General features: G+C 61.2%; 20 protein-coding genes and 1 pseudogene. 10 read left to right on the forward strand and 11 right to left on the reverse strand.

From position 1 onward, the window contains the following. Nucleotides 1–99: 99 nt before the first annotated feature. Nucleotides 100–621, reverse strand: coding sequence for a lactoylglutathione lyase (gloA, locus tag MOQ67_RS15650; protein ID WP_017846299.1), 522 nt, complete (start codon nt 619–621; stop codon nt 100–102). Nucleotides 622–819: 198 nt separating this feature from the next. On the opposite strand from gloA, the gene MOQ67_RS15655 reads away from it, so the two are divergent. Further along, nucleotides 820–1356, forward strand: coding sequence for a DUF4946 domain-containing protein (locus MOQ67_RS15655; protein ID WP_026139941.1), 537 nt, complete (start codon nt 820–822; stop codon nt 1354–1356). 115 nt (nt 1357–1471) lie between these two features. Here the strand turns inward: MOQ67_RS15655 and MOQ67_RS15660 are convergent, their stop codons facing one another. The 3 genes from MOQ67_RS15660 to MOQ67_RS15670 all read right to left on the reverse strand — a co-directional run bounded on the left by MOQ67_RS15660 (nt 1472) and on the right by MOQ67_RS15670 (nt 4534). Continuing rightward, complete coding sequence (locus MOQ67_RS15660) at nt 1472–1834, reverse strand: histone-like nucleoid-structuring protein, MvaT/MvaU family (RefSeq protein WP_017846297.1); 363 nt, start codon at nt 1832–1834, stop codon at nt 1472–1474. 196 nt (nt 1835–2030) lie between these two features. Continuing rightward, nucleotides 2031–3572, reverse strand: a complete 1542-nt coding sequence (locus tag MOQ67_RS15665) for an EAL domain-containing protein (protein WP_198718185.1) — start codon at nt 3570–3572, stop codon at nt 2031–2033. Between the two features lie 47 nt (nt 3573–3619). After that, nucleotides 3620–4534: a LysR family transcriptional regulator gene (locus MOQ67_RS15670; protein WP_046383527.1), complete on the reverse strand. Its 915-nt coding sequence runs from the start codon at nt 4532–4534 to the stop codon at nt 3620–3622. Between the two features lie 78 nt (nt 4535–4612). Between MOQ67_RS15670 and MOQ67_RS15675 the strand changes: the two genes are divergently transcribed. The 3 genes from MOQ67_RS15675 to MOQ67_RS15685 all read left to right on the forward strand — a co-directional run bounded on the left by MOQ67_RS15675 (nt 4613) and on the right by MOQ67_RS15685 (nt 8248). Continuing rightward, nucleotides 4613–5536: a DMT family transporter gene (locus MOQ67_RS15675; RefSeq protein WP_198718186.1), complete on the forward strand. Its 924-nt coding sequence runs from the start codon at nt 4613–4615 to the stop codon at nt 5534–5536. A gap of 245 nt (nt 5537–5781) precedes the next feature. Beyond that, on the forward strand, nt 5782–6858 hold the full coding sequence (gene hppD / locus MOQ67_RS15680; RefSeq protein ID WP_017846293.1) for a 4-hydroxyphenylpyruvate dioxygenase: 1077 nt from the start codon (nt 5782–5784) through the stop codon (nt 6856–6858). Between the two features lie 175 nt (nt 6859–7033). After that, a complete protein-coding gene (locus tag MOQ67_RS15685; RefSeq protein WP_232925664.1) occupies nt 7034–8248 on the forward strand; it encodes a dermonecrotic toxin domain-containing protein in 1215 nt (404 codons plus the stop codon). 53 nt (nt 8249–8301) lie between these two features. Here MOQ67_RS15685 and rarD read toward each other — a convergent pair whose 3' ends face one another. From rarD to MOQ67_RS15700, 3 genes are all read right to left on the reverse strand, one after another. Then, nucleotides 8302–9183 (reverse strand): EamA family transporter RarD, encoded by an 882-nt coding sequence (rarD, locus tag MOQ67_RS15690; RefSeq protein ID WP_102617074.1) that lies wholly within the window; start codon nt 9181–9183, stop codon nt 8302–8304. Between the two features lie 157 nt (nt 9184–9340). After that, nucleotides 9341–10351, reverse strand: coding sequence for an aldo/keto reductase (locus tag MOQ67_RS15695; RefSeq protein ID WP_017846290.1), 1011 nt, complete (start codon nt 10349–10351; stop codon nt 9341–9343). Between the two features lie 81 nt (nt 10352–10432). Further along, on the reverse strand, nt 10433–11335 hold the full coding sequence (locus tag MOQ67_RS15700; RefSeq protein WP_046383522.1) for a LysR family transcriptional regulator: 903 nt from the start codon (nt 11333–11335) through the stop codon (nt 10433–10435). 101 nt (nt 11336–11436) lie between these two features. Between MOQ67_RS15700 and MOQ67_RS15705 the strand changes: the two genes are divergently transcribed. Beyond that, nucleotides 11437–12141, forward strand: a complete 705-nt coding sequence (locus MOQ67_RS15705; protein ID WP_104903234.1) for an SDR family oxidoreductase — start codon at nt 11437–11439, stop codon at nt 12139–12141. A 38-nt stretch (nt 12142–12179) separates the two neighbouring features. On the opposite strand, the gene MOQ67_RS15710 is transcribed toward MOQ67_RS15705, so the two are convergent. Further along, on the reverse strand, nt 12180–13490 hold the full coding sequence (locus MOQ67_RS15710) for an MFS transporter (protein WP_017846287.1): 1311 nt from the start codon (nt 13488–13490) through the stop codon (nt 12180–12182). A gap of 161 nt (nt 13491–13651) precedes the next feature. Here MOQ67_RS15710 and MOQ67_RS15715 point away from each other — a divergent pair, with 161 nt between their 5' ends. Both MOQ67_RS15715 and MOQ67_RS15720 read left to right on the forward strand, forming a co-directional pair. Further along, nucleotides 13652–14758 carry a sugar diacid recognition domain-containing protein gene (locus MOQ67_RS15715; RefSeq protein ID WP_046489470.1) on the forward strand — a complete coding sequence of 369 codons (1107 nt, stop codon included), beginning with the start codon at nt 13652–13654 and terminating at the stop codon, nt 14756–14758. A gap of 91 nt (nt 14759–14849) precedes the next feature. Beyond that, nucleotides 14850–16001 carry a glycerate kinase gene (locus MOQ67_RS15720; protein ID WP_198718187.1) on the forward strand — a complete coding sequence of 384 codons (1152 nt, stop codon included), beginning with the start codon at nt 14850–14852 and terminating at the stop codon, nt 15999–16001. Here MOQ67_RS15720 and MOQ67_RS15725 read toward each other — a convergent pair. The 3 genes from MOQ67_RS15725 to ccoN all read right to left on the reverse strand — a co-directional run bounded on the left by MOQ67_RS15725 (nt 15998) and on the right by ccoN (nt 18417). Further along, nucleotides 15998–16690 carry an aspartate/glutamate racemase family protein gene (locus MOQ67_RS15725; RefSeq protein WP_017846284.1) on the reverse strand — a complete coding sequence of 231 codons (693 nt, stop codon included), beginning with the start codon at nt 16688–16690 and terminating at the stop codon, nt 15998–16000. The genes MOQ67_RS15720 and MOQ67_RS15725 overlap by 4 nt on opposite strands. A 90-nt stretch (nt 16691–16780) precedes the next feature. Further along, nucleotides 16781–16990, reverse strand: coding sequence for a cbb3-type cytochrome c oxidase subunit 3 (locus tag MOQ67_RS15730; protein ID WP_046383517.1), 210 nt, complete (start codon nt 16988–16990; stop codon nt 16781–16783). Then, nucleotides 16990–18417 (reverse strand): cytochrome-c oxidase, cbb3-type subunit I, encoded by a 1428-nt coding sequence (gene ccoN / locus MOQ67_RS15735; RefSeq protein ID WP_017846282.1) that lies wholly within the window; start codon nt 18415–18417, stop codon nt 16990–16992. Before ccoN ends, MOQ67_RS15730 begins: the two co-directional genes overlap by 1 nt. Nucleotides 18418–18658: 241 nt before the next feature. On the opposite strand from ccoN, the gene MOQ67_RS15740 reads away from it, so the two are divergent. The 3 genes and pseudogenes from MOQ67_RS15740 to MOQ67_RS15750 all read left to right on the forward strand — a co-directional run bounded on the left by MOQ67_RS15740 (nt 18659) and on the right by MOQ67_RS15750 (nt 21347). Further along, a complete protein-coding gene (locus tag MOQ67_RS15740; protein ID WP_448675517.1) occupies nt 18659–20323 on the forward strand; it encodes a nitrite/sulfite reductase in 1665 nt (554 codons plus the stop codon). Next, complete coding sequence (locus MOQ67_RS15745) at nt 20320–20784, forward strand: DUF934 domain-containing protein (RefSeq protein ID WP_193040686.1); 465 nt, start codon at nt 20320–20322, stop codon at nt 20782–20784. Before MOQ67_RS15740 ends, MOQ67_RS15745 begins: the two co-directional genes overlap by 4 nt. 68 nt (nt 20785–20852) lie before the next feature. Beyond that, nucleotides 20853–21347, forward strand: a pseudogene (locus MOQ67_RS15750) (hypothetical protein). Nucleotides 21348–21375 lie beyond the last annotated feature (28 nt).

Here is a 21375-nt window from a genome sequence, read left to right on the forward strand (position 1 = left end):
AGTGCTTCAGTGAGCGGAGGGCTGCGCCGTGTAGGTTTTCTTGGCGTCTCATGTCCTCACGCTAGGCGTGGCATCGGACATTTTGATGGCGTCGGATTTTTACAGCGGCGTGGGCTGAATGATCTCAACCCAGTAAGCGTCCGGGTCCTTGATGAACGCCAGGCTTTTCATGCGGCCATCGCTCAGGCGCTTCTGGAAGTCGCAGCCCAGGGCTTCGAAGCGCTCGCACGCGGCCACGATATCCGGCACCGAAATGCAGATATGGCCAAAGCCGCGTGGGTCGGTGTTGCCGTTATGGTAGGCGAAGTCGGCGTCGTTTTCGGTGCCGTGGTTGTGGGTCAGTTCCAGGATGCCTGGGATCGAGTTCATCCACTGGGTACGCTCGGCGGCGTCTGCGGGGATCCGGGCCTTGTCCACCAGTGCGAGGAAGTACAGGCTGAATTCGGCTTCCGGGAAGTCGCGCTTTTCGAGCAGCGAGAACCCGAGGACGCGGGTGTAGAAATCCAGGGATTTGGTGATGTCCTTGACCCGCAGCATGGTGTGGTTGAACACGAAGTTCGACGTGGCGGTGTCAGGCTGGGCGGTGACGCCCGGGAAAGTGTTCAGATCATGCAGGCTCATGGGCCCTCCAGAAAAAAATGGGGCAAACGCGGCGTGAGATGAGCGGTGCGTTCCCTTGGCTTGCGGCAAGCATTCGTGCGGCTGGGCCATGATACGCAACGCCCGCCCGCCGCGCCAAATGAAAAAGCCCACGCAGGCCTTGCGAGCCGCAGGGGCTGGGCCGCAAACTTCGGCGCTTGAACCTGGGATGTTTTTGTAATGAGCGAATGTCGTACAGCGTTGTTGAGCACGTTGTGTTTGTTCTTGGGTAGCCCTATGGCGCTGGCGGCCGAACCGGAAATTCACTGGCCCAGCGGCTGGCAAATCGAGGAAGTGGAGCCTGCCGGGGAGACGCCCGCCAACACTCAACCGGTGTCTCGGCAACGGGCAATCAAGAATGATGAAAATGGCGCGACAGTGATGGTCATGGAGTTGACGGGCACGCCGATCGAGGCCGGGCATGCCGTCAATCTTGAGGGCGTGTTACTGGAAATGCGCAAGTCCATCCAGAAAGACTTTGCCCAGGGCGGCTATCAAAGTGTGTGCAGCAAGATGCATCCTACAACATTGAGTCGTCTTGAGGCGCTGGAAACTACTTGTGTGATTACCGAGAACGGCCGCCACGTACTCTCGCAAACATTGGTGGGCGCTGTTGATACCGATAAAGCCTTTGTTTTTTCATACGCAGGGCAGGCGCAAGCATACGAAGCGAGCAAGGATGAAGTCCGTTCGGTGCGTGACAGCCTGAAACTTTGAAAAGGCCCCACGGTAAGCGTTTTTGAACAAAGTGAAATGTTATTTAAGTTCGCATTCGAACGTTTAAACCAAAAAAGCCCCGCTGTTGCGGGGCTCTTTGCAAGTGCGTTGTCGATCAGCCGCGAAGCCAGGAATCTACAGTGGCAGCGCCGTACTGTTCTTTCCAGGCTTTCAGGCCGCGGTGGTTGCCGCCTTTGGTCTCGATCAGTTCGCCGGTGTGCGGGTTCTGGTAAACCTTGACCACGCGTGCGCGACGCTGTTTTGGTGCGGTGGCGACCGCTGCGGCCTTGCCTGGGTTAGGGTCAAGGATGGAAATGATATCGCGCAGGCCCTTGCCATAGCTCTTCATCAACGCTTGCAGCTTTTCTTCGAATTCGATTTCTTTCTTCAGGCCAGCGTCGTTCTTCAGGGATTCCAGCTGGGCAAGCTGCTCTTGAAGGGCTTTTTCTGCTGCGCGAAATTCGGCGAGTCTGGACAAAATCTTTACTCCAATAGTGTATTTGGCTGATATCAACTGCAGATAACGCTATAAGCCAAGAGCTGTAAGGCGACTCAAGAAAGAAGCCTTCCTGCGAGTTCTGCACAGGTATGAAAAATTGTAGTAGTTAATCCGTCACGAGTAAATCATGTCTTTAGCTAATTAACACTCTTTCATCGGCGCGGTAGATGGCTATTCAATGGCTGATCAGGGATTTAATGAACTCGTCGCAGGGCAGCGGGCGCCCGAACAGGTAACCCTGCAGGAAATCCACGCCTTGTGCCGCCAGGTATTCACATTGCTCGATTGTTTCCACGCCTTCGGCAACGATGCCCAAGTCGAGCTTGCCGGACAGCTCTATGATGCTGTCCAGAATATGCCGCGAGAGTGCATCTACACCGATCATGGCGACAAAGCTTTGATCGATCTTCAAGTAGTCGACATTGAAGTTGCGCAAGTAGGCCAGGCTGGAGTGACCGGTACCGAAGTCATCGATTGCAATCATCACGCCCAGTTCATGCAGTGCATCGAACAGGCGGCGGGTGATGTCCGTAGGGTTGATCAGCTCGCGCTCGGTCAGTTCCAGCACCAAGGTTACCTGGCCAGGCGCGAAGGCGGCGAGAAACTCGCGACAGTCCTGCACCAGCGCCAAGTCCTGGCAATGACGCGCGGTGATATTCACGCCGATATGGAAGCCACGGGGAAAACGCTCGGCATGCGGCGCCAATTGCGCCGCCGTCTGGCGCAGCAGCGCGCGCGTCATGGGCACGATCAGGCCGCAATCCTCGGCCAGCGGAATGAACAGGTCCGGCCGCACCAGGCCTTCCTTGGGGTGGTTCCAGCGCATCAATACTTCGCAGCCGGCCCACTCGCGTGTATCGCCGCGTACCACCGGCTGGAAATAGGCGACGAACTCATTGGCACCCAGGGCCCGTTGCAGCTCGTGGGTCGGGGCCGACGAGCGTTTCTGCAGCCAGTGAGCCAGCACGCCCGCCAGTACACCGAAGAACACCACCAGGCTGAACAGCGCCGGGTAACGCTCTTGCATATAGCGCCAGGTTTCCCCGGCCGGCATGCCGGCGTCGACACTGTAGTGATAACGCGGCGACACCAGATGGTGATGGGCCACGGCAAATACCGGCAACGCCGTGTCCTGCACCTTGCCGTCAGCGCCCATCCAGTGCGGCCCGACCTGCAGGATCAGCTCTGCATGGCGGCTGATCAGGCGCAGGGCATTGGTCAGGTGGTAGCCGTCAATCGACGCAAAGGCGCCTTGATCGCCGTCGACCAGGCGGTATACCAGCAGCGCGGTATCCGGTGTGACCGGGTTGCCATCCATCAACCACAAGCGCCCATCGACATAATCGCCCGGGTTGACCAGCGATTCATAACCGCCGCCGAACAAGGAGCTGCAATAGATGTTCTTCTGCCAGGACAAGGTGGTTGCCCGTACAAACGGCCGGCGTGTGACTTGCTCGCGCAGTGCCAACTGCACGCCGCTGTCACAGGGCTGACCGGCCAGCGGCAGCAAGGCCTGGGCGGCGAGGGCGGTGTTGTCGAGCATCAGGTCGAACTGGCGCACCGCTTCCTGGGCCATCTGCGCGGTACTTTGTTGCAGCGTGCGTTCAGCCTGCCAGTGCAGGATGAGTATGCCCAGGCCGATTGGCAGCAGCGCGCTGAGTGCGCTGATCAGGTAGCGGGTGGCGCGTTTTTGCGGGCCGTTGACGGTCAGGGGCATGGGGCGAACGGTCTGTGGTGGGAGGCGGAACGCCGCAAGGCGCAGGATTAACTCGATGATAGATGGCCGGGCTCAATTAAGCTCGCCGCGGCAGAGAAATCCACGCTTTGTGCAACTTGAATAAAGGCCAGGGTCGCCGGCGTCGACTGGCGTTGATCCAGCACCGCCAGGCCAACTTCGCGGCTGACCGGCGGCGACAGCGGGCGCACGGTGTAGCGCGCATCCGGCGTTTCGGGCAGCGACGCCTGCGCCACCACGCTGACGCCGTCGCCGCGACTCACCGCCTCCAGGGTGCTGAGCAATTGCGAACAGCGATAACGCACATTCGGGGTCAACCGGGCGCTGTCGAACAGTCGCGAGACCAGTTCCAGCGAGCCGGCTTCGGTGAGGATGAACGGGTCAGTGCACAGCGCCTTCAGTGCCACGCAAGGGCGTTCGGCCAAGGGGTGGGCGGCGGGCAAAAGGGCGACCATCTGGTCTTTGAACAGCGCAAACGTATCGAATCGTTCGTGCTCCAGTACCACAAACCCGACGTCGATACGCCGCTCATCCAGCCATTGGATCACTTGGCGATCCGGGCCTTCGTCGACATGCACTTCAATGCCCGGATGCTGTAGCCGATAGCGCTTAAGAATGCGCGGCAGCAGGCGATTGGATGAGGTGGGGCCGAAAGAGCCGATGCGCAGCGTACCGCGTTTCATCCCGCGCGCGTCGCAGGCTTCCTGCTGCAAGGTGTCGGCCACGCCGAGCAACGTGCGGGCGCGCATCAGCAGTTGCCGGCCGATGTCGCTGAGCTCGATTGGGGACTGATGGCGTCGAAACAACTCCACCCCCAGCTCTTGCTCCAGGGCTTTGATCGCATGGGACACGGCAGACTGACTGATCCCCAGGCGAAGGGCCGCACTGGTGAAACCTTGCAGTTCGGCGACCCGCGAGAATATTTCCAATTGCGTGAGGGTCATGAGTATTTACTCATTTTACGATGATTGATCATTAGCTGGAGGATACGCCAATCCTACAGGCCACAGAGCAACCCGCCGATGACATCTTCCCCCGACCGCTCGACTTATCTGAAGCTCACCGCTGTGACCATGATCTGGGGCGGGACCTTTGTGGCCGGCCGCTACCTGGCGGCCGACCTTGACCCGCTGCTGGCCGCGACCCTGCGTTTTCTATCGGCGAGCGTTGCACTGTTGCTGTTTATGGCCTGCGCACGCGTGCGCCTGACTCGCCCTGACGCCAGGCAATGGGTGCGCCTGGCCGTGTTGGGTTTTTTCGGCATCTTTTTCTACAATCTGTGCTTCTTTTACGGCCTGCATTACATCAATGCATCGCGAGCCTCCTTGATCGTGGCCCTAAACCCCGCAGTGATCGGCGTGGCTTCATGGTGGCTGTTCAAGGAGCGCCTGGGCGCGGCCAAGTGGCTGGGGATTGCCTTGTGCCTGGTCGGCGCGGGCACGGTGATTGTCAGCCGCAACCCCCAACTGCTGCAGGCCGCAGCCAACGCGTGGGTCGGCGATGTGCTGATCTTCGGTTGCGTGGTGGGGTGGGGCGTGTACTCATTGTGTTCCCGTGAGCTCAACCAGAGCCTGGGCGCGTTGCAAACAGTCACGTGGTCGATTCTGCTGGGGACAGTAATGCTGACGGCCACCACCCTCATCAGTGGCAGGATCAGCCTGAATGCGCTGGCCGCCGTGCATTGGCCGCAACTGTTCAGCCTGTTGTACCTCGGGGTGCTGGGCTCGGCGCTGGCGTATATCGGCTGGTACGACGGCATCCGCCGAATCGGCGCGACCCGCGCCGGTGTGTTTATCGCGCTGAATCCGCTGACCGCCGTCATTTGCGGCGCGGCGTTGCTGGATGAGCGACTGACTCTGCCGATGCTGTTGGGCGGCGCGGTGATCCTGCTCGGTATTTACCTGTGCAACAAACCCCTTGCTCCGAGCAGGCCAATGGGGATTTGATAAGAGTACGGACAAACGCTGTTACGCTGTGTAGAATCGATTTACGCATACAAGAATATGGACTTGCGCTCACGCAAGCCTCAGCCGTCAGAGACTGATGTACCCATGAAGCTACTCGGCTCCCCCCTCATCTTCGGTGACTTCCTCGCCCGCAGCGTGCGAGGTCTCTCGTGTGCGCCTCCCTCCCACTTCATCCTTGCTGGCAATTGACATCCGTTCATCCCAAGAATGAAGAGGCGCCGAAAATGGCTGACCAATACGAAAACCCAATGGGCCTGATGGGCTTTGAGTTCATCGAATTCGCATCGCCCACCCCAGGCACCCTGGAGCCGATCTTCCAGATCATGGGCTTCAGCAAAGTCGCGACCCACCGATCCAAGAACGTCGACCTGTATCGCCAGGGTGAGATCAATCTGATTCTCAACAATGAACCCAACAGCATCGCCTCCTACTTCGCGGCCGAGCACGGCCCATCGGTGTGCGGCATGGCGTTCCGTGTGAAGGACTCGCAAAAGGCCTACAACCGCGCCTTGGAACTGGGCGCCCAGCCGATCCATATCGACACCGGGCCGATGGAGCTGAACCTGCCGGCGATCAAGGGCATCGGCGGCGCGCCGTTGTACCTGATCGACCGTTTCGGTGAAGGCAGTTCGATCTACGACATTGATTTCGTCTACCTCGAAGGCGTAGAGCGCAACCCGGTCGGTGCCGGCCTCAAGGTCATCGATCACCTGACCCACAACGTGTATCGCGGGCGCATGGCCTACTGGGCCAACTTCTACGAGAAGCTGTTCAACTTCCGTGAAGCGCGCTATTTCGATATCAAAGGCGAGTACACCGGCCTGACCTCCAAGGCCATGAGCGCCCCGGACGGCATGATCCGCATCCCGCTCAACGAAGAGTCGTCCAAGGGCGCCGGGCAGATCGAAGAGTTCCTGATGCAGTTCAACGGTGAAGGCATCCAGCACGTGGCGTTCCTCACCGACGACCTGGTCAAGACCTGGGACGCATTGAAGAAGATCGGCATGCGCTTCATGACCGCGCCGCCGGATACCTACTATGAAATGCTCGAAGGTCGCCTGCCGAACCATGGCGAGCCGGTGGACCAACTGCAAGCGCGCGGCATCCTGCTCGACGGTTCGTCCATTGAAGGCGACAAACGCCTGCTGTTGCAGATTTTCTCGGAAACCCTGATGGGCCCGGTGTTCTTCGAATTCATCCAGCGCAAGGGCGATGATGGCTTCGGCGAGGGCAATTTCAAGGCGCTGTTCGAGTCCATCGAGCGTGACCAGGTGCGCCGCGGTGTACTGAACACCGACTGATCACCTTCTTGTCACAACAAGCCCGGTCGAGGTCGCCTCTGCCGGGTTTTTTTGTACGCCAGGTGTGAGGAACCGTATTTCGAGCCGCGTCCACAAAGATGGCAGGGCCGCAGGAAACCTCCTGTGCCTTGATGCAGGGATGCCGAACTTCAGTAGTCACGTCGGGATACATTTTATGATCAATACATCCTATGCAAGCCAACATCTGCTTACCCCTTACGCGCAAAACGAGCCCGCAGTGTCCACTCGCCGCATCCGCTCGACCAGCGACTCGGACCCAGTCGACCAGGCGTTTCAAAACTACATGGAGCGCATACAGTCAGAGTTCCGCGACGGTTCGCTGAGTGCCGGCGGGCGAGCGCTGGCGACTGCCGTCGTAAGGCCTGGCAAACCGGGAGCACCCGGTGTGCAGGTGTCGACCTTTGCCGTCGATGGCGTACAAGCCAAAGACATCGTCATGGCCAAGCGCACGCCGGCGACCGCCGAAGGGCCGAACTTTCTGATGTATTTGCCGGAGCAAGAAGGTCAGTCGTTTCACGCATTCAACACCCGTGAAGAAATGACAGCCTCGCTCAAGGCGGCGCTCAGCGATCCAAAGAAGGTGGACCAGCTTGCCGCACACTTCTCCAGTGACGCGGCGCCAAAGCAAGTGGAGCGTGTCAAGCGGGTGCTGGAAAAGTTTGCCGCTGGCGATCCCAATGCGGTGGTCGGCAGTTTTGGGTATGAAAAGGGGGACATCTTTACGCGCCTGGACAAAGACGCCAGCACCCCGCCGGTGCCGGTCAACGGCCTGACCGACACGCGCCTCCACAACCTATCGCCGGACGGCACAGCCACCTACATCGGGACGCGCGCGGATGGCAATAAGGTGCTTTATTATTATGACGGTTACGGCAACCTGCATGGCGGTAGCAAGGATGGTCCCTACTTAGTGCGTAACGGGCTGAACAATAACGACCCGCTCGTATTGATGACGCCCAAGGAATACAAAGCGGATCTCGGTAATCTTCTCCTGAGCAATGCGGGCGCCAATGATCTGAATGGGCTCTACGACGAGTTCCTCAAGCAGCTCAGAAACCCTGGCCATGGCCTGGGGACGGCGCTGGAGGCGTTGGGCGTTCCTGAAGACGTGGCTTATTCTATCGAAAAAATCGCCAAGAACCCGGTCACAGGCACGTTGCTCGAGCTGAACCAGGGCAATCGACTGGGCAATCTGTTTGGCGTCAAGAAAGAAGTGATGGATGCCTCCCTGGAAGAGGTAGGCAATCAAGTGCAGAGCGACATCCCGATTTACGGCTCAAGGCGCGAGCAACTGAACGCCGTGGCCGACCTGTTGGAAAAGCAGTTTGGCACGCCTGTTCAGCCAACAGTCCAGGTGCAAACCCGCTGAATGGCGGCGCAGCCCTGAGCAGGAGGGCATGGATGCCCCCCACGCTCTCGCGCTTATGCCCTGCGTTGGCGCACCAGGTGCTTGAAGCCTTCGTACACCAGCACCATCACCGCCAGCCAGATCGGGATGTAGGTCAGCCATTCGCCCGCCTTGATACCTTCACCCAGCAGCAACGCCACCCCCAGCAGCAGGACCGGCTCCACATAACTGAGCAACCCGAACAGGCTAAATGCGAGCAAGCGGCTGGCAATGATATAGCTCACCAGCGCCGAGGCACTGATGACGCCCAGCATCGGGATCAATGCGTACAGTTTCGGATGGGCCGCCATCACCGCAAAGCCCTGTTCGCCGCTCTGCACAAACCACCAGGCCACCGGCAGCATCAGCGCCATGTCCAGCCACAGCCCGCCCAAATGGTCGGTGGTCAGGTATTTGCGCACCACGAAATAGACCGGGTAACCGATGATCACCACCAGCGTGGCCCAGGAAAAACCACCGACCTGATACAGTTCGTTAAGCACCCCAAGGGCTGCAAAAAATACCGCGATCTGTTGCAGCCGCGACAAGCGTTCGCCGTACACCAGGCGCCCGGTCAGCACCATGGTCAGCGGCAGCAGGAAATAGCCCACCGACACATCCATGCTGCGCCCATTCAGCGGCGCCCACATGAACAGCCACAATTGCACGCCGAGCAGCGCCGAGGACACCACGATGCCGCCAATCAGTCGCGGCCTGGCCGCCAGCATCCGCAGCACGTCCCATACCCGTCGCCATTCGCCGCTGATGAGCATGAACACCGTCATGCACGGCATGGTGAGTAACATGCGCCAGCCGAAAATCTCCAGGCCACTCAAGGGCGTCAGCAGCGACGTGAAGTAATACATCACGGCAAACAACACCGAAGCCAAGACCGATAACACAACACCTTTAGACACGCTGTCCTCGCGAAAACCGTTGGATACAAAAGAGGGGGGATTTCAGCAGGGGAATATAGTGCTTTTGGCGTCAGAAGGTGGCTCTGTTTTGGGGCGTTTCATCCAGGTTTGCTCACTGCCCTTGGCTGGAGGGCAGTGAACTGCGATTTTTCGGGGGTTACGTGCGTGCCATGCGGCCCGACACAAAATGACCGACATCATTGAAGCCCGGGGTGGACGAGTGCCCCGGCGTCACCAGCGAGTCGATAAAGGCCTCGTCCTCAGCGGTGAGCTTCACATCCAGTGCGCCGGTATACGCATCCCACTGCGCTTCGGTGCGCGGGCCGACAATCGCAGAGCTGACGGCCGCGTTGTTCAGTACCCAGGCGATTGCGAATTCGACAATCCCCACGCCACGTTCTTGGGCGTATTGCTGGATTTGCTGGGCAATGCGCAGCGACTCGACCCGCCATTCGGTTTCCAGAATGCGCTTGTCCTGCCGCGCGGCGCGGCTGCCGGCCTCGGGCGTGGCATCGGGTGCGTATTTTCCGCTGAGTACGCCACGGGCCAGTGGGCTGTAAGGCACCACGCCCAAGCCATAGGCGGCTGCGGCGGTGATCTGTTCGACCTCGGCCTGGCGATTGACGATGTTGTACAGCGGCTGGCTGATCACCGGCTTGTCCACGCCCAGGCGCTCGGCCACGCGAATCACTTCGGCAATGCGCCAGCCGCGGTAGTTGGACAGGCCCCAGTAACGGATCTTGCCCTGGCGAATCAGGTCGCCGATCGCCGATACGCTGACCTCCAGCGGGGTGTTGTGGTCTTCGCGGTGCAGGTAGTAGATATCCAGGTAGTCGGTGTCGAGGCGGGTCAGGCTGGCTTCCAGTGCATTGAAAATACGCTTGCGGCTCAAGCCGCTGCGGTTGGGCAAACCGTCCGGTGGGCCAAAGCCGACCTTGGACGCCACCACCCAGTCCTGACGCTGGCGGGCGATGGCTTCACCGACCAGCTCTTCCGAACGTCCGCCTGTATAAACGTCGGCGGTGTCGATGAAGTTGATGCCCTGGTCCCAGGCCTTGTCGATGATGCGCAACGAGTCTTCGGTGTTGGTCTGTTCGCCAAACATCATGGTGCCCAGGGTCAAGGCGCTGACCTTCAACCCGGATTGGCCCAACGTGCGATAAATCATACAAAGCTCCTCAAATCAGGAAAACGTGTGCCATGCAATACCAGACTCGCAGGCTCTGGGACAAGCCCTGGGCGCGTTTCTTCATACGCTCAGCAGCGTCCGGCAACGTGTCTGGAGGAAGCGATGCAACACTTTCACCCGTTCCGACACTTGCAGGCGATGGGGGCACATCAGATTGAAGGGCGTGGGTTCGCCCTGCCAGTCGGTCAACAGCGGCACCAGGCGTCCGGCCTGGATGTCGCTGGCGATATCCAGGTTGGCTTTATAGGCGATGCCATGCCCGGCCAATGCCCAGCGCCGCACGATTTCGCCGTCATCGCTCAAATAGTCGCCCGTCACCTCGACTTCCTGCAGCTCGGCGCCTTGGCGGAAGTACCAGGTGTTGTTGGCCCGCCCCTGGCGCATGTAGCGCAGCGTATTGTGTTGCGCCAGTTCTGCCGGCGTGCTCGGTGCGCCATGGCGCGCGAGGTAGGCGGGGCTGGCGCAGGCGATGCGGCGGTGGTCCGGCACCACTGGCAACGCCACCAGGCTGGAGTCACGGGGTACACCGAAGCGCAGCGCGATGTCGACGGTTTCGCGGAACAGGTCGGCGTTACTGTCGTTCAGCAACAGTTGAACGCGGATGTTCGGGTGCTCCAGCTTGAACTCATCCAGCCAGCCCAGCAGCACGTTGCGCCCGAAATCCGAAGGCGCGGCCAATTGCAGCCAACCGCTGAGGCTTTGGCCTTGTTGCTTGATCGCCTGTTCACCCTCGGACAGGGCTTCCAGGGCCACACGCACGCTGTCCAGATAGCGCCGGCCTTCCTCGGTCAGGCGCATGCTGCGGGTGGAGCGCGCCAGCAGCCGTATGCCCAGGCGGGTTTCCAGGCGTTTGAGCGCAATACTCGCGGCGGCCGGCGTGAGACTGAGGCTGCGCGCGGCCGCCGACAGGCTGCCGGTGTCGGCGCTGCGCACGAAGACTTCCAGGTCGAGAATCGAGCTCATTTGTAAAAATCCCTTAAATATCTTGTCGTTTTACCGGGATTTTTCGCTGATTGCCAAGCTGGGAAGATGAACGCTCATTTTTTGACCCAGGATCTTTCCCCATGACCCATTCCCTCAGCGGTAAAACTGTCATCGTTATCGGCGGCAGCAGCGGCATTGGCGCGGCAGTGGCCAAGGCGGCAGCCGCGCGTGGCGCACAGGTGGTGCTGGCTGGACGGCGTGTGTCCTCCGGCGTCGATAACGGCGTGCGCAGCGAACCGGTGGACGTCACCGACAGCGCCTCCCTGCAACGCCTGTTCGAAGCCGTGGGGCACTTTGATCATCTGGTCTATACCGCCGGCCCGTCGGTGCGCGCCAAGAACCTGATCGACACCGACCTGGACGAAGCCCAGGATAATTTCAACGTTAAACTCTGGGGTTCGTTGCGTGCGATTCAACGGGCGCTGCCGTTCCTCGACGAGCACGGCAGCATCAGCCTGACCTCCGGTCAACTGGGGCGCAAATTGGCGCCCGGTCAGTTCATTAAGACCGGTATCAATGCCGCCACCGAAGCGCTGGGCAAGCAATTGGCCAAGGAGCTGGCACCGCGTCGGGTCAATGTGATCAGTCCTGGCGTGATCGACACGCCGGCGTATGCCGGGTTGGACGAAACGCAGCGCCTGGCGATGTTTGCCAAGGTGGAGAGCGCATTGCCAGTAGGTCGCGTCGGGCAGGCCGACGAAGTGGCGGCGGGGTTTGTGCTGGCCATGGAAAATGGCTTTATGACCGGCGCCGTGATCGATATCGACGGCGGCGGCCAGTTGTAAATCCCCAACCCAGAGTAGGAGCAAGCCTGCTCCAACTGTCAGACTTTGAGGGTGCGGGTCATACGCAGTGCCAACACACTGCCGCCGACGATCACCGCCGCCAGCAGGTACAGCGCGATATCCGTGGACCCGGTGGCATCCTTCACAAAGCCGACGATGTACGGGCTGAGGAAGCCGGCCATCTGGCCCATCGAGTTGATCAACGCCAGGCCACCGGCCGCCGCGCCCGCACTGAGCATGGCAGTGGGCACCGGCCAGAACATCGGCAGGCCGGTGAGGGCGCCCATGGTGGCGATGGTCAGGCCGAGAATGGCGATGGCCGGGGTGGTGGCGAAATTCACCGCGATCACCAGGCCCAGCGCGCCCATCAACATCGGCACTACCAAATGCCAGCGCCGCTCCTTGCGCAAGTCGGCGGAGCGGCCCACCAGCAACATGAACACCGCGGCCAGCAGGTAGGGAATCGCGCTGAGCCAGCCGATCACCAGGTTATCGCTGAAACCCAGGTTCTTGATGATCGAGGGCAACCAGAAGTTGATCGCGTAGACGCCGCTCTGAATGCAGAAATAGATCAAGCCGAACGCCCAGATCGCCGGGTTCTTGAACACTTCGGCGAGGGAGTCGGTGGTGGTTTTCGGCTTGTTCGCCAGGTCAGTCGCGTGGTCGGCTTCCAGCATTGCGCGCTCATGCGGTTGGAGCCATTTGGCGTTGGCAAAACTGTCGCTGAGCAGGAAGTAGGCGAGGGCGCCCAGGATTACGGTCGGGATGCCTTGCAACAGGAACATCCACTGCCAGCCGGCGAGCCCGCCTTGGCCGGCGCCGAAGTGGTTGAGTATCCAGCCGGAAAACGGGCTGCCCAGCAGGCCGGACACCGGAATCGCCGACATGAACAACGCCATGATCCGCCCACGGCGGAACGTCGGGAACCACTGCGAGAGATACAGCACCACACCGGGGAAGAAGCCGGCTTCGGCGGCACCGGTCAACAGGCGCAACGTATAGAAATGCGTCGGCGTGGTGACGAACAGCAGGCAGGTAGACAGCGTGCCCCAGACGATCATCATCAAGGCAATCCAGCGCCGCGGACCGAACTTGGTCAGCGCCAGGTTGCTCGGCACGCCACACAGCACGTAGCCGATAAAGAAGATCCCGGCACCCAGGCCGTACACGGTTTCGCTGAACTTCAACGCATCGAGCATCTGCAACTTGGCAAAGCCAACGTTCACCCGGTCAAGGTAGTTGAACAGGTAGCAGATAAAAATGAAGGGGATCAGGCGCAGGGTAATGCGCTTGTAGATGGCGTTTTTATCGTCATCGGTGGCCAGTGGTGCAACGGCGCTCTGTGACATGGGAGTCTCTCTTTATTATGATTTTTTGCGATGCGAGGGTAACGTTGATCGCCCCATGAGTCTCGGCCACCTGGCGGGGTGCTGTCTTTGTGCTCGCGCACAGTGAAGCATCCTTTGCGCTGTGCCGATGAACAACCGCCGCTTTCAAGGAAATTAGCCCCATGTTCGAGCTGGATCATGACCTGGCGCAGGATATCGTCGATCGCACCATGGCGATCCTGCCGCATAACGTCAACGTCATGGACAGCCAGGGCCTGATCCTCGGCAGCGGCGAGCCGGAGCGCATCAACACGCGGCATGAAGGCGCGCAACTGGTGTTGGCCAACGGCCGCGTGGTGGAGATCGACGGGCAGACCGCCAAGCACCTCAAGGGCGTGCAACCGGGCATCAACCTGCCGTTGATGCACGACCAGCGCCTGATCGGCGTGCTCGGCATTACCGGCGAGCCGGAGGGGCTGCGCACGTATGCCGAACTGGTACGCATGACCGCGGAAATGCTGGTCAGCCACCGGCATCAGCAAGCCGAGCAACAATGGCGACGCCAGCGCTGCGACGATCTGTTGGCGTTGCTGCTGGCCGACACCGGCGACTCGCCACGCCTGGTGGATGAGGCGCAGCAACTGGGGCTCAAGCCGCAGATGGCGCGCACGCCGTATCTGTTCGAGTTGGGGGCGGGGCAGACGGCGGAAGCGCTGAGTGCCTGGTTGACGTCGCGCTATCCGGACAGTTGGTGCGTCAGCTCCGCGCAGTATTCGCTGCTATGGTGCCGGCCGGCGGCGGTGCCGGTGGACAATCCGCGCCTGCTGGAAAAGCTCGAAGGCCTGGGCTGGACGATTCTGCGGGTGGCGGTCGGCGGGCAAGCCGATGGCTTGGCGGGGTTGCGTCGTTGTTATCGACGCGTGGGCGACCTGCTGGCCTACGGCCGCGATGTCCTGCCGCATTCACGGCTGCTGACCCTCAACCGCTATCGCCTGCCGGTGATGCTCTGGCGGCATCGCAACGACGATGCCCTGGACGAATTGCTCAACCCGCTGCGAAAAGTGCTGGCCAAGGACAACAACGGCCAACTGCAGGCGACCTTGCGCAGTTGGTGCGAACACGACGGGCAAAGCCAGGCATGCGCCGATGCGCTGGGCATTCACCGCAACAGCCTGCGCTACCGCATGGAGCGCATTGCCGAACTCAGCGGGGTCGACCCGTTGACGCTGGATGGCATGCTCGCGCTGTACCTTGGCGTCCAGCTGCTGCCCCAGGTTTTGTCGGAATGACCAACAAGCCGGGTTCGCACTTGTGCATCGGACCAGCGTCATTGCCGCTGCCAACTGGCAGCATGGGCGGCATAAAAACCGGAGAACGCCCATGAAAATCATCATCGCCCCCGATTCGTTCAAAGACAGCCTGAGTGCCGAAGGCGTCGCGCAGGCCATTGCCGAAGGCTTGGCGCAGGTCTGGCCGGATGCACGCGTGGTCCAGTGCCCGATGGCGGACGGTGGTGAAGGCACGGTGGAGTCGGTACTCGCCGCCTGCCAGGGCGAACTGCGGCACCAATCGGTGAAAGGCCCCTTGGGCGCTGCGGTTGACGCGCATTGGGGCTGGCTGGCCGACAGCCACACCGCACTCATCGAAATGGCCGAAGCCAGCGGCCTGCAATTGGTGGCGCCGGGGCAGCGCGACGCGTGCTCCACGACCACTTTCGGCACCGGCGAACTGATCCGCGCGGCCCTGGACGCCGGTGCCCGGCGCATCATCCTGGCGATTGGCGGCAGTGCCACCAACGATGGCGGCGCAGGCGCGATGCAGGCACTCGGCGTGCAGTTGTTCGATGCCGAGGGTCACCCTCTGGCACCGGGCGGCTTGGCTTTGGCCCGCCTGGCGCGGATCAGCCTGGAACAACTCGACCCGCGCCTGGCCCAGGTGCGCTTTGAAATCGCCGCCGACGTGAATAACCCGTTGTGCGGCCCCCATGGCGCCTCGGCGATTTTCGGCCCGCAAAAAGGCGCCGATCCGCAGCAGGTCGAACAACTCGACGCGGCCCTCGGCCATTTTGCCGACCATTGCGCCAAGGTCTTGCCCAATGACGTGCGCGACGAACCCGGCAGTGGCGCCGCCGGTGGCCTGGGGTTCGCCGCCAAGGCCTTCCTCGGTGCGCAGTTCCGTGCGGGGGTGGAGGTGGTCGCCGAACTGGTCGGCCTCGACGAAGCGATACGCGGCGCTGACCTTGTGATCACCGGTGAAGGTCGTTTCGACGCCCAGACGTTGCGCGGTAAAACGCCCTTCGGCGTGGCGCGCATCGCCCAGCGGCACCAGGTCCCGGTGATCGTGATCGCCGGCACGCTGGGTGAAGGCTACGAGCAGATGTACGCCCACGGCGTGGATGCAGCCTTCGCCTTGCCGTCCGGGCCGATGAGCCTGGAGCACGCCTGCAGCGAGGCACCGCGCTTGTTGCGCGAGCGAGCGGCGGATGTTGCGCGGCTGTGGCGCCGCGCGGCGGGGTCAAGAACCTCGGCTTAGTCCCGTAACGCGAACGCCACCGCTGCCTGCGCATGCAGCACCGTGGTGTCGAGCAGCGGCAGGTCGCTGTGTTCGGGTTTGATCAGCAGGCCGATTTCCGTGCAGCCCAGGATGATTGCCTGGGCGCCGCGTGCGGCCAGGGAGGCGATCACGCGCTGATAGACCTGGCGTGACGCCTCGCTGATTACGCCGACGCACAATTCCTCATAGATGATCCGGTGGACGGCCTGGCGCTCGTTCGCATCGGGCACCAGCACGTTCAGGCCGTGGGCGGCCAGGCGCGAGGTGAGAAAGTCCTGTTCCATGGTGAACGCGGTGCCGAGTAAACCCACGGTCAGGGTGCCGGCGGCGACGGCCGCGGCACCTGCGGCATCGGCAATATGCAGAAAGGGAATCGACACCGCCGCTTCGATCCGCGGCGCTACCAAATGCATGGTGTTGGTACACAGCACCACGCACTCGGCACCCCCGGCTTGCAGGCGGCGCGCAGCATCCTCGAGGATCAGCGCGGCGTCGTCCCAGCGTCCGGCATGCTGGGCCTGTTCCACCGGGCCGAAGTCCACGCTGTACATCAGCAGTTGCGCCGAACGCAGCGGACCGAGCTGGTCGCGCACGCGCTGGTTGATGATGCGGTAGTACTCGGCGCTGGACTCCCAGCTCATGCCGCCGATCAGGCCGATGGTGTGCATGCGATGCTCCTGACAAGAAATATCGCATCACCTTACCCATCGGCCGCCGAATAGTCATACGCAGTTGCGCGCCAAATCAGCGGAGCAGTTTCACATATCCAGATTGCCCCAGCCCGGCCTGGCTTGCTCAGCTGCCACCGCGTGGATCTGTTTGCCGGTGGCCAGCTCCACCCGGCGCGCCACCTCCGGGTCGTCGGCGAACGGAATCAAACTGGCCTCATCCAGCGTCTCCTCGGATTGACCGCGCAAACAGTACTCCACCGCGCCATACAGGCACACCACCATCAGAAAGCTCCACATCAGACGATCCTCGCGTCAAGCTGCGCAACCCGCAAGTCGGCGACCCGCACCGTGCGCCAGGTGTTGTAGGCCATCAGCAGCATGCCGCTGAGAAACAACACGCCACCGGCAAAGCGCACCACAAACCCCGGATGGCTGGCCTGCAAGGCCTCGACAAACGAGTAGGTGAGGGTGCCGTCATCGTTGATCGCACGCCACATCAGGCCCTGGGTAATGCCGTTGACCCACATCGAGGCGATATACAGCACGGTGCCGATGGTCGCCAGCCAGAAGTGCAGGTTGATCAGCGTCACGCTGTGCATCTGCTGGCGGCCGAAGACTTTCGGGATCATGTGGTACAGCGAGCCGAAGGTGATCATCGCCACCCAGCCCAACGCGCCGGCATGGACGTGGCCGATGGTCCAGTCGGTGTAGTGGGAGAGGGCGTTGACGGTCTTGATCGCCATCATCGGCCCTTCGAACGTCGACATGCCGTAGAACGCCAGCGACAACACCAAAAAGCGCAGGATCGGGTCGCTGCGCAACTTATGCCAGGCGCCCGACAAGGTCATCATGCCGTTGATCATGCCGCCCCAGCTCGGTGCGAGCAGGATCAGTGACATCGCCATGCCCAGCGACTGCGCCCAGTCCGGCAGCGCCGTGTAATGCAAGTGGTGCGGACCGGCCCAGATGTACAAGGTGATCAGCGCCCAGAAATGCACGATGGACAGGCGATAGGAATACACCGGCCGCCCGACTTGTTTCGGCACGAAGTAGTACATCATCCCCAGGAAACCGGTGGTCAGGAAAAAGCCCACGGCGTTATGCCCGTACCACCATTGCACCATCGCATCGGTGGCGCCGGAATACACCGGGTAGGATTTGAACCAGTCCACCGGAATCGCCAGGTGGTTGACCACATGCAGCATGGCGATCACCAGGATGAACGCGCCGAAAAACCAGTTGCCCACGTAGATGTGCCGGGTCTGGCGGCGTACCACGGTGGTGAAAAACACAATGGCGTAGGCCACCCACACCACCGTCATCCATACCGCGCCGGAGAATTCGATCTCGGCGTATTCCTTGGTGGTGGTGTAGCCCAACGGCAGGCTGATCAACATGATCACGATGACCGATTGCCAACCCCAGAAGGTAAATGCGGCGAGCTTGTCGGAAAACAGCCGCACCTGGCAGGTGCGCTGTACCGCGTAATAACTGGCGGCGAACTGCGCGCTGCCGGCGAACCCGAAGATCACCAGGCTGGTGTGCAACGGTCGCAGTCGGCCAAAAGTCGTCCAGGGCAAATCGAGGTTCATTTCCGGCCAGACCAGCTGCGAAGCGATCCACACGCCCATGGCCATGCCCACCACGCCCCAGACGATGGTGGCGATCACGAATTGGCGGACGACCTTGTAGTTATAGGCCTGTCCGATTGTTGCTGTGCTCATGCTCAGTCCTCCCACGGTTCCAAGTGGCAGGCACTGTAGGAAGTGTGGGTAAAACAAAACAGACTCAGAAAAAGCTGATTACTACGGATCAGTTTATTTGGCGTGAAAGCACGGCTTATAGCCCATCTGATCCGCTTTTTAAGCCTGCACCTGAATCTTTAATGCCCTGCGCCGCAGGCGCATAGTCGCCGCCTCTAGAAGCCGCGCCCTGGGACGCGGCCAACCCTGATGAGGCGGTGATATGTACCAGTACGATGCATACGACCGGGCGCTGGTGTTCGAGCGCGTGGCGCAATTTTGTGATCAGGTCGAGCGTTTTATCGCCGGCGACTTGAGCGAAGAAGAGTTTCTGCCCTTGCGCCTGCAGAACGGCCTGTACCTGCAAAAGCATGCCTACATGCTGCGGGTGGCGATTCCCTACGGCACCTTGAGCGCCGAACAGATGCGTACCCTGGCCAGCATCGCCCGCGACTACGACCGTGGCTACGGCCACTTCACCACCCGGCAGAACCTGCAGTTCAACTGGATCGAGCTGCACCAGGTGCCCGATATCCTCGAACGCCTGGCCCAAGTGGACATGCATGCGATCCAGACCTCCGGTAACTGCGTGCGCAATATCACCACCGAAGCCTTTGCCGGGGTCGCGGCCGACGAGCTGCTGGACCCGCGCCCGTTGGCGGAGATTCTGCGCCAGTGGTCAACCATCAACCCGGAATTCCTGTTCCTGCCCCGCAAGTTCAAGATCGCCATCTGCTCGGCCCGCGAAGACCGCGCGGCGATCATGATGCATGACATCGGCCTGTACCTTTACCGTGACGACCAAGGCGAGATGCTGTTGCGCGTGATGGTGGGCGGCGGCCTGGGCCGCACGCCGATCCTCGGTTTGCAGATTCGCGAGGGTTTGCCGTGGCGGCACCTGCTGTCCTACGTCGAGGCGGTGTTGCGGGTGTACAACCGGCATGGCCGGCGGGACAACAAGTACAAGGCGCGCATCAAGATCCTGGTCAAGGCGCTGGGGATCGACGCGTTTTCCCAGGAGGTGGAGGAAGAATGGCAGTACCTGCGCGATGGCCCTGCGCAGTTGACCGATGCCGAATACGCGCGCGTGGCGTCGGCCTTCGTGCCGCCGGCGTATGCGTCGCTCAGCGATACCAGCCTGGCCTACGGCACCGAACTGGCCGACAACCCGGGCTTTGCGCGCTGGGTCAGCCGCAACGTCATGCCGCATAAAGTCGCGGGCTACGCCAGCGTGGTGTTGTCCACCAAACCCGGTATCAGCGCGCCGCCCGGCGACGTCAGCGCCCCGCAAATGGAGGCCGTGGCCGAGTGGGCGGAGCAGTTCGGTTTTGGCGAAATCCGCATCGCCCATGAACAGAACATCGTGTTGCCGGATGTGCCCAAGGAGCATCTGCATGCCGTGTGGCGCCTGGCCTGCGAACACGGTCTGGGCGCGGCGAATATCGGCCTGTTGACCGACATCATCGCCTGCCCCGGCGGTGACTTCTGCGCCCTGGCCAATGCCAAGTCGATCCCCATCGCCCAGGCGATCCAGCAGCGCTTCGATAACCTCGACTACCTGCACGACCTGGGTGACATCAGCCTGAACATCTCGGGTTGCATCAATGCCTGCGGCCATCACCACATCGGCAATATCGGCATCCTGGGCGTCGATAAGAATGGCAGTGAGTGGTATCAGATCACCCTCGGCGGGGCCCAGGGCAAACACAGTTCACTGGGCAAAGTGATCGGCCCGTCGTTCAGCGCCGCCGAGATTCCGGATGTGATCGAGCGCGTGATCAGCACCTTCGTGCGCTACCGCGAAAGCGAAGAACGCTTTGTCGATACCGTGCAGCGCATTGGCCTGGAGCCGTTCAAGGAGCAGGTGTACGCGGAGCAGCCGGCATGAACAATCTGTTGAAGCTTGAGCAGGGGCAGGCGCGTCTGGTGGCGGATGATCCGTGGGTGTTGGTGCGTGACGAGGTGCCGGACGGCGCTGCACTGATCCTGCCGCTGGCGTCCTATGCGCCGGGGCATGGCGTGTGGCTGGGCCCGGATGATGAGGTCGAACTGCTGCAGCCCTGGCTCGCCACGCTGCCGCTGATTGCCCTGGATTTCCCCAGCTTTCGTGACGGCCGCGCCTATAGCCAGGCCTATCTGTTGCGCACGCGTATGGGCTGGCGAGGCGAGTTGCGGGCGATTGGCGATGTGCTACGCGATCAGCTCAGCCATATGCGCCAGTGCGGGTTCGATGCGTTTGCGGTGCGCGCGGACAAATCGGCTGAAGACGCCCTGAAAGGGCTGGCGGGGATGAGCGTGCAGTACGGGCGTAGCGTGATCGAGCCGCGCCCGCTGTTTCGCAGGCGTTAATCATACGGTGAGTTGCCGCATCTGCCATGATCGCGGTTCGCACTACGGCTCACCCGAGGAAAACCGCAATGGATGATGTACAGCAACTGGGCGAGATGCTTCGTCATTACGCCGATAGCGAAGCGCACAAAAAACAGCAGTTCGAGGTGCAATCGGCGCGCTGGGCGCTAAAGCTCGGCGAGCTGTTCCAGCAGATCGAACAATGACTGGAACCGGTCAATACCGCTGGTTTGCTTGAAGTCCACCGTGAAGCGTATGTCGCCAGCGGCCCGAGCGTTCCGGTGGAGACATCGCCGTTCAAGAGCGAAAAACTCACCGTGCAGATCACCGGCAAGAATGTGGAGTTCGTGCCGGACGTGATGGGCGTCGGCGGCTTGATTTCGGTGTCGGTCATGGGCCTGACGGCGGCACGGCACGGCAGTGTTTCACTGGTGCTGCCGGCGGATAAAAACGACTGGTTGTGGAAGAAAACCAACGGTTTGAAAGACCCGGACACCTTCGCCTTCAACGCGAACTTCCTGGCCGCGCAGTTGCAGAGCCTGATCCCGCGCGAACGCAGCTGAGCTTTTCAGCGCTTTTTCCCAGGATTGG

This window comes from Pseudomonas sp. LY-1 (genome assembly GCF_053502595.1).

What these genes read in the sequence shown, in the direction of transcription:
- gloA (WP_017846299.1), bottom strand. Translation starts at nt 621, where the DNA reads ATGAGCCTGCATGATCTGAACACTTTCCCGGGCGTCACCGCCCAGCCT.
- MOQ67_RS15655 (WP_026139941.1), top strand. Translation starts at nt 820, where the DNA reads ATGAGCGAATGTCGTACAGCGTTGTTGAGCACGTTGTGTTTGTTCTTG.
- MOQ67_RS15665 (WP_198718185.1), bottom strand. Translation starts at nt 3,572, where the DNA reads ATGCCCCTGACCGTCAACGGCCCGCAAAAACGCGCCACCCGCTACCTG.
- MOQ67_RS15670 (WP_046383527.1), bottom strand. Translation starts at nt 4,534, where the DNA reads ATGACCCTCACGCAATTGGAAATATTCTCGCGGGTCGCCGAACTGCAA.
- MOQ67_RS15675 (WP_198718186.1), top strand. Translation starts at nt 4,613, where the DNA reads ATGACATCTTCCCCCGACCGCTCGACTTATCTGAAGCTCACCGCTGTG.
- hppD (WP_017846293.1), top strand. Translation starts at nt 5,782, where the DNA reads ATGGCTGACCAATACGAAAACCCAATGGGCCTGATGGGCTTTGAGTTC.
- MOQ67_RS15685 (WP_232925664.1), top strand. Translation starts at nt 7,034, where the DNA reads ATGATCAATACATCCTATGCAAGCCAACATCTGCTTACCCCTTACGCG.
- MOQ67_RS15695 (WP_017846290.1), bottom strand. Translation starts at nt 10,351, where the DNA reads ATGATTTATCGCACGTTGGGCCAATCCGGGTTGAAGGTCAGCGCCTTG.
- MOQ67_RS15700 (WP_046383522.1), bottom strand. Translation starts at nt 11,335, where the DNA reads ATGAGCTCGATTCTCGACCTGGAAGTCTTCGTGCGCAGCGCCGACACC.
- MOQ67_RS15705 (WP_104903234.1), top strand. Translation starts at nt 11,437, where the DNA reads ATGACCCATTCCCTCAGCGGTAAAACTGTCATCGTTATCGGCGGCAGC.
- MOQ67_RS15710 (WP_017846287.1), bottom strand. Translation starts at nt 13,490, where the DNA reads ATGTCACAGAGCGCCGTTGCACCACTGGCCACCGATGACGATAAAAAC.
- MOQ67_RS15715 (WP_046489470.1), top strand. Translation starts at nt 13,652, where the DNA reads ATGTTCGAGCTGGATCATGACCTGGCGCAGGATATCGTCGATCGCACC.
- MOQ67_RS15720 (WP_198718187.1), top strand. Translation starts at nt 14,850, where the DNA reads ATGAAAATCATCATCGCCCCCGATTCGTTCAAAGACAGCCTGAGTGCC.
- MOQ67_RS15725 (WP_017846284.1), bottom strand. Translation starts at nt 16,690, where the DNA reads ATGCACACCATCGGCCTGATCGGCGGCATGAGCTGGGAGTCCAGCGCC.
- MOQ67_RS15730 (WP_046383517.1), bottom strand. Translation starts at nt 16,990, where the DNA reads ATGTGGAGCTTTCTGATGGTGGTGTGCCTGTATGGCGCGGTGGAGTAC.
- ccoN (WP_017846282.1), bottom strand. Translation starts at nt 18,417, where the DNA reads ATGAGCACAGCAACAATCGGACAGGCCTATAACTACAAGGTCGTCCGC.
- MOQ67_RS15740 (WP_448675517.1), top strand. Translation starts at nt 18,659, where the DNA reads ATGTACCAGTACGATGCATACGACCGGGCGCTGGTGTTCGAGCGCGTG.
- MOQ67_RS15745 (WP_193040686.1), top strand. Translation starts at nt 20,320, where the DNA reads ATGAACAATCTGTTGAAGCTTGAGCAGGGGCAGGCGCGTCTGGTGGCG.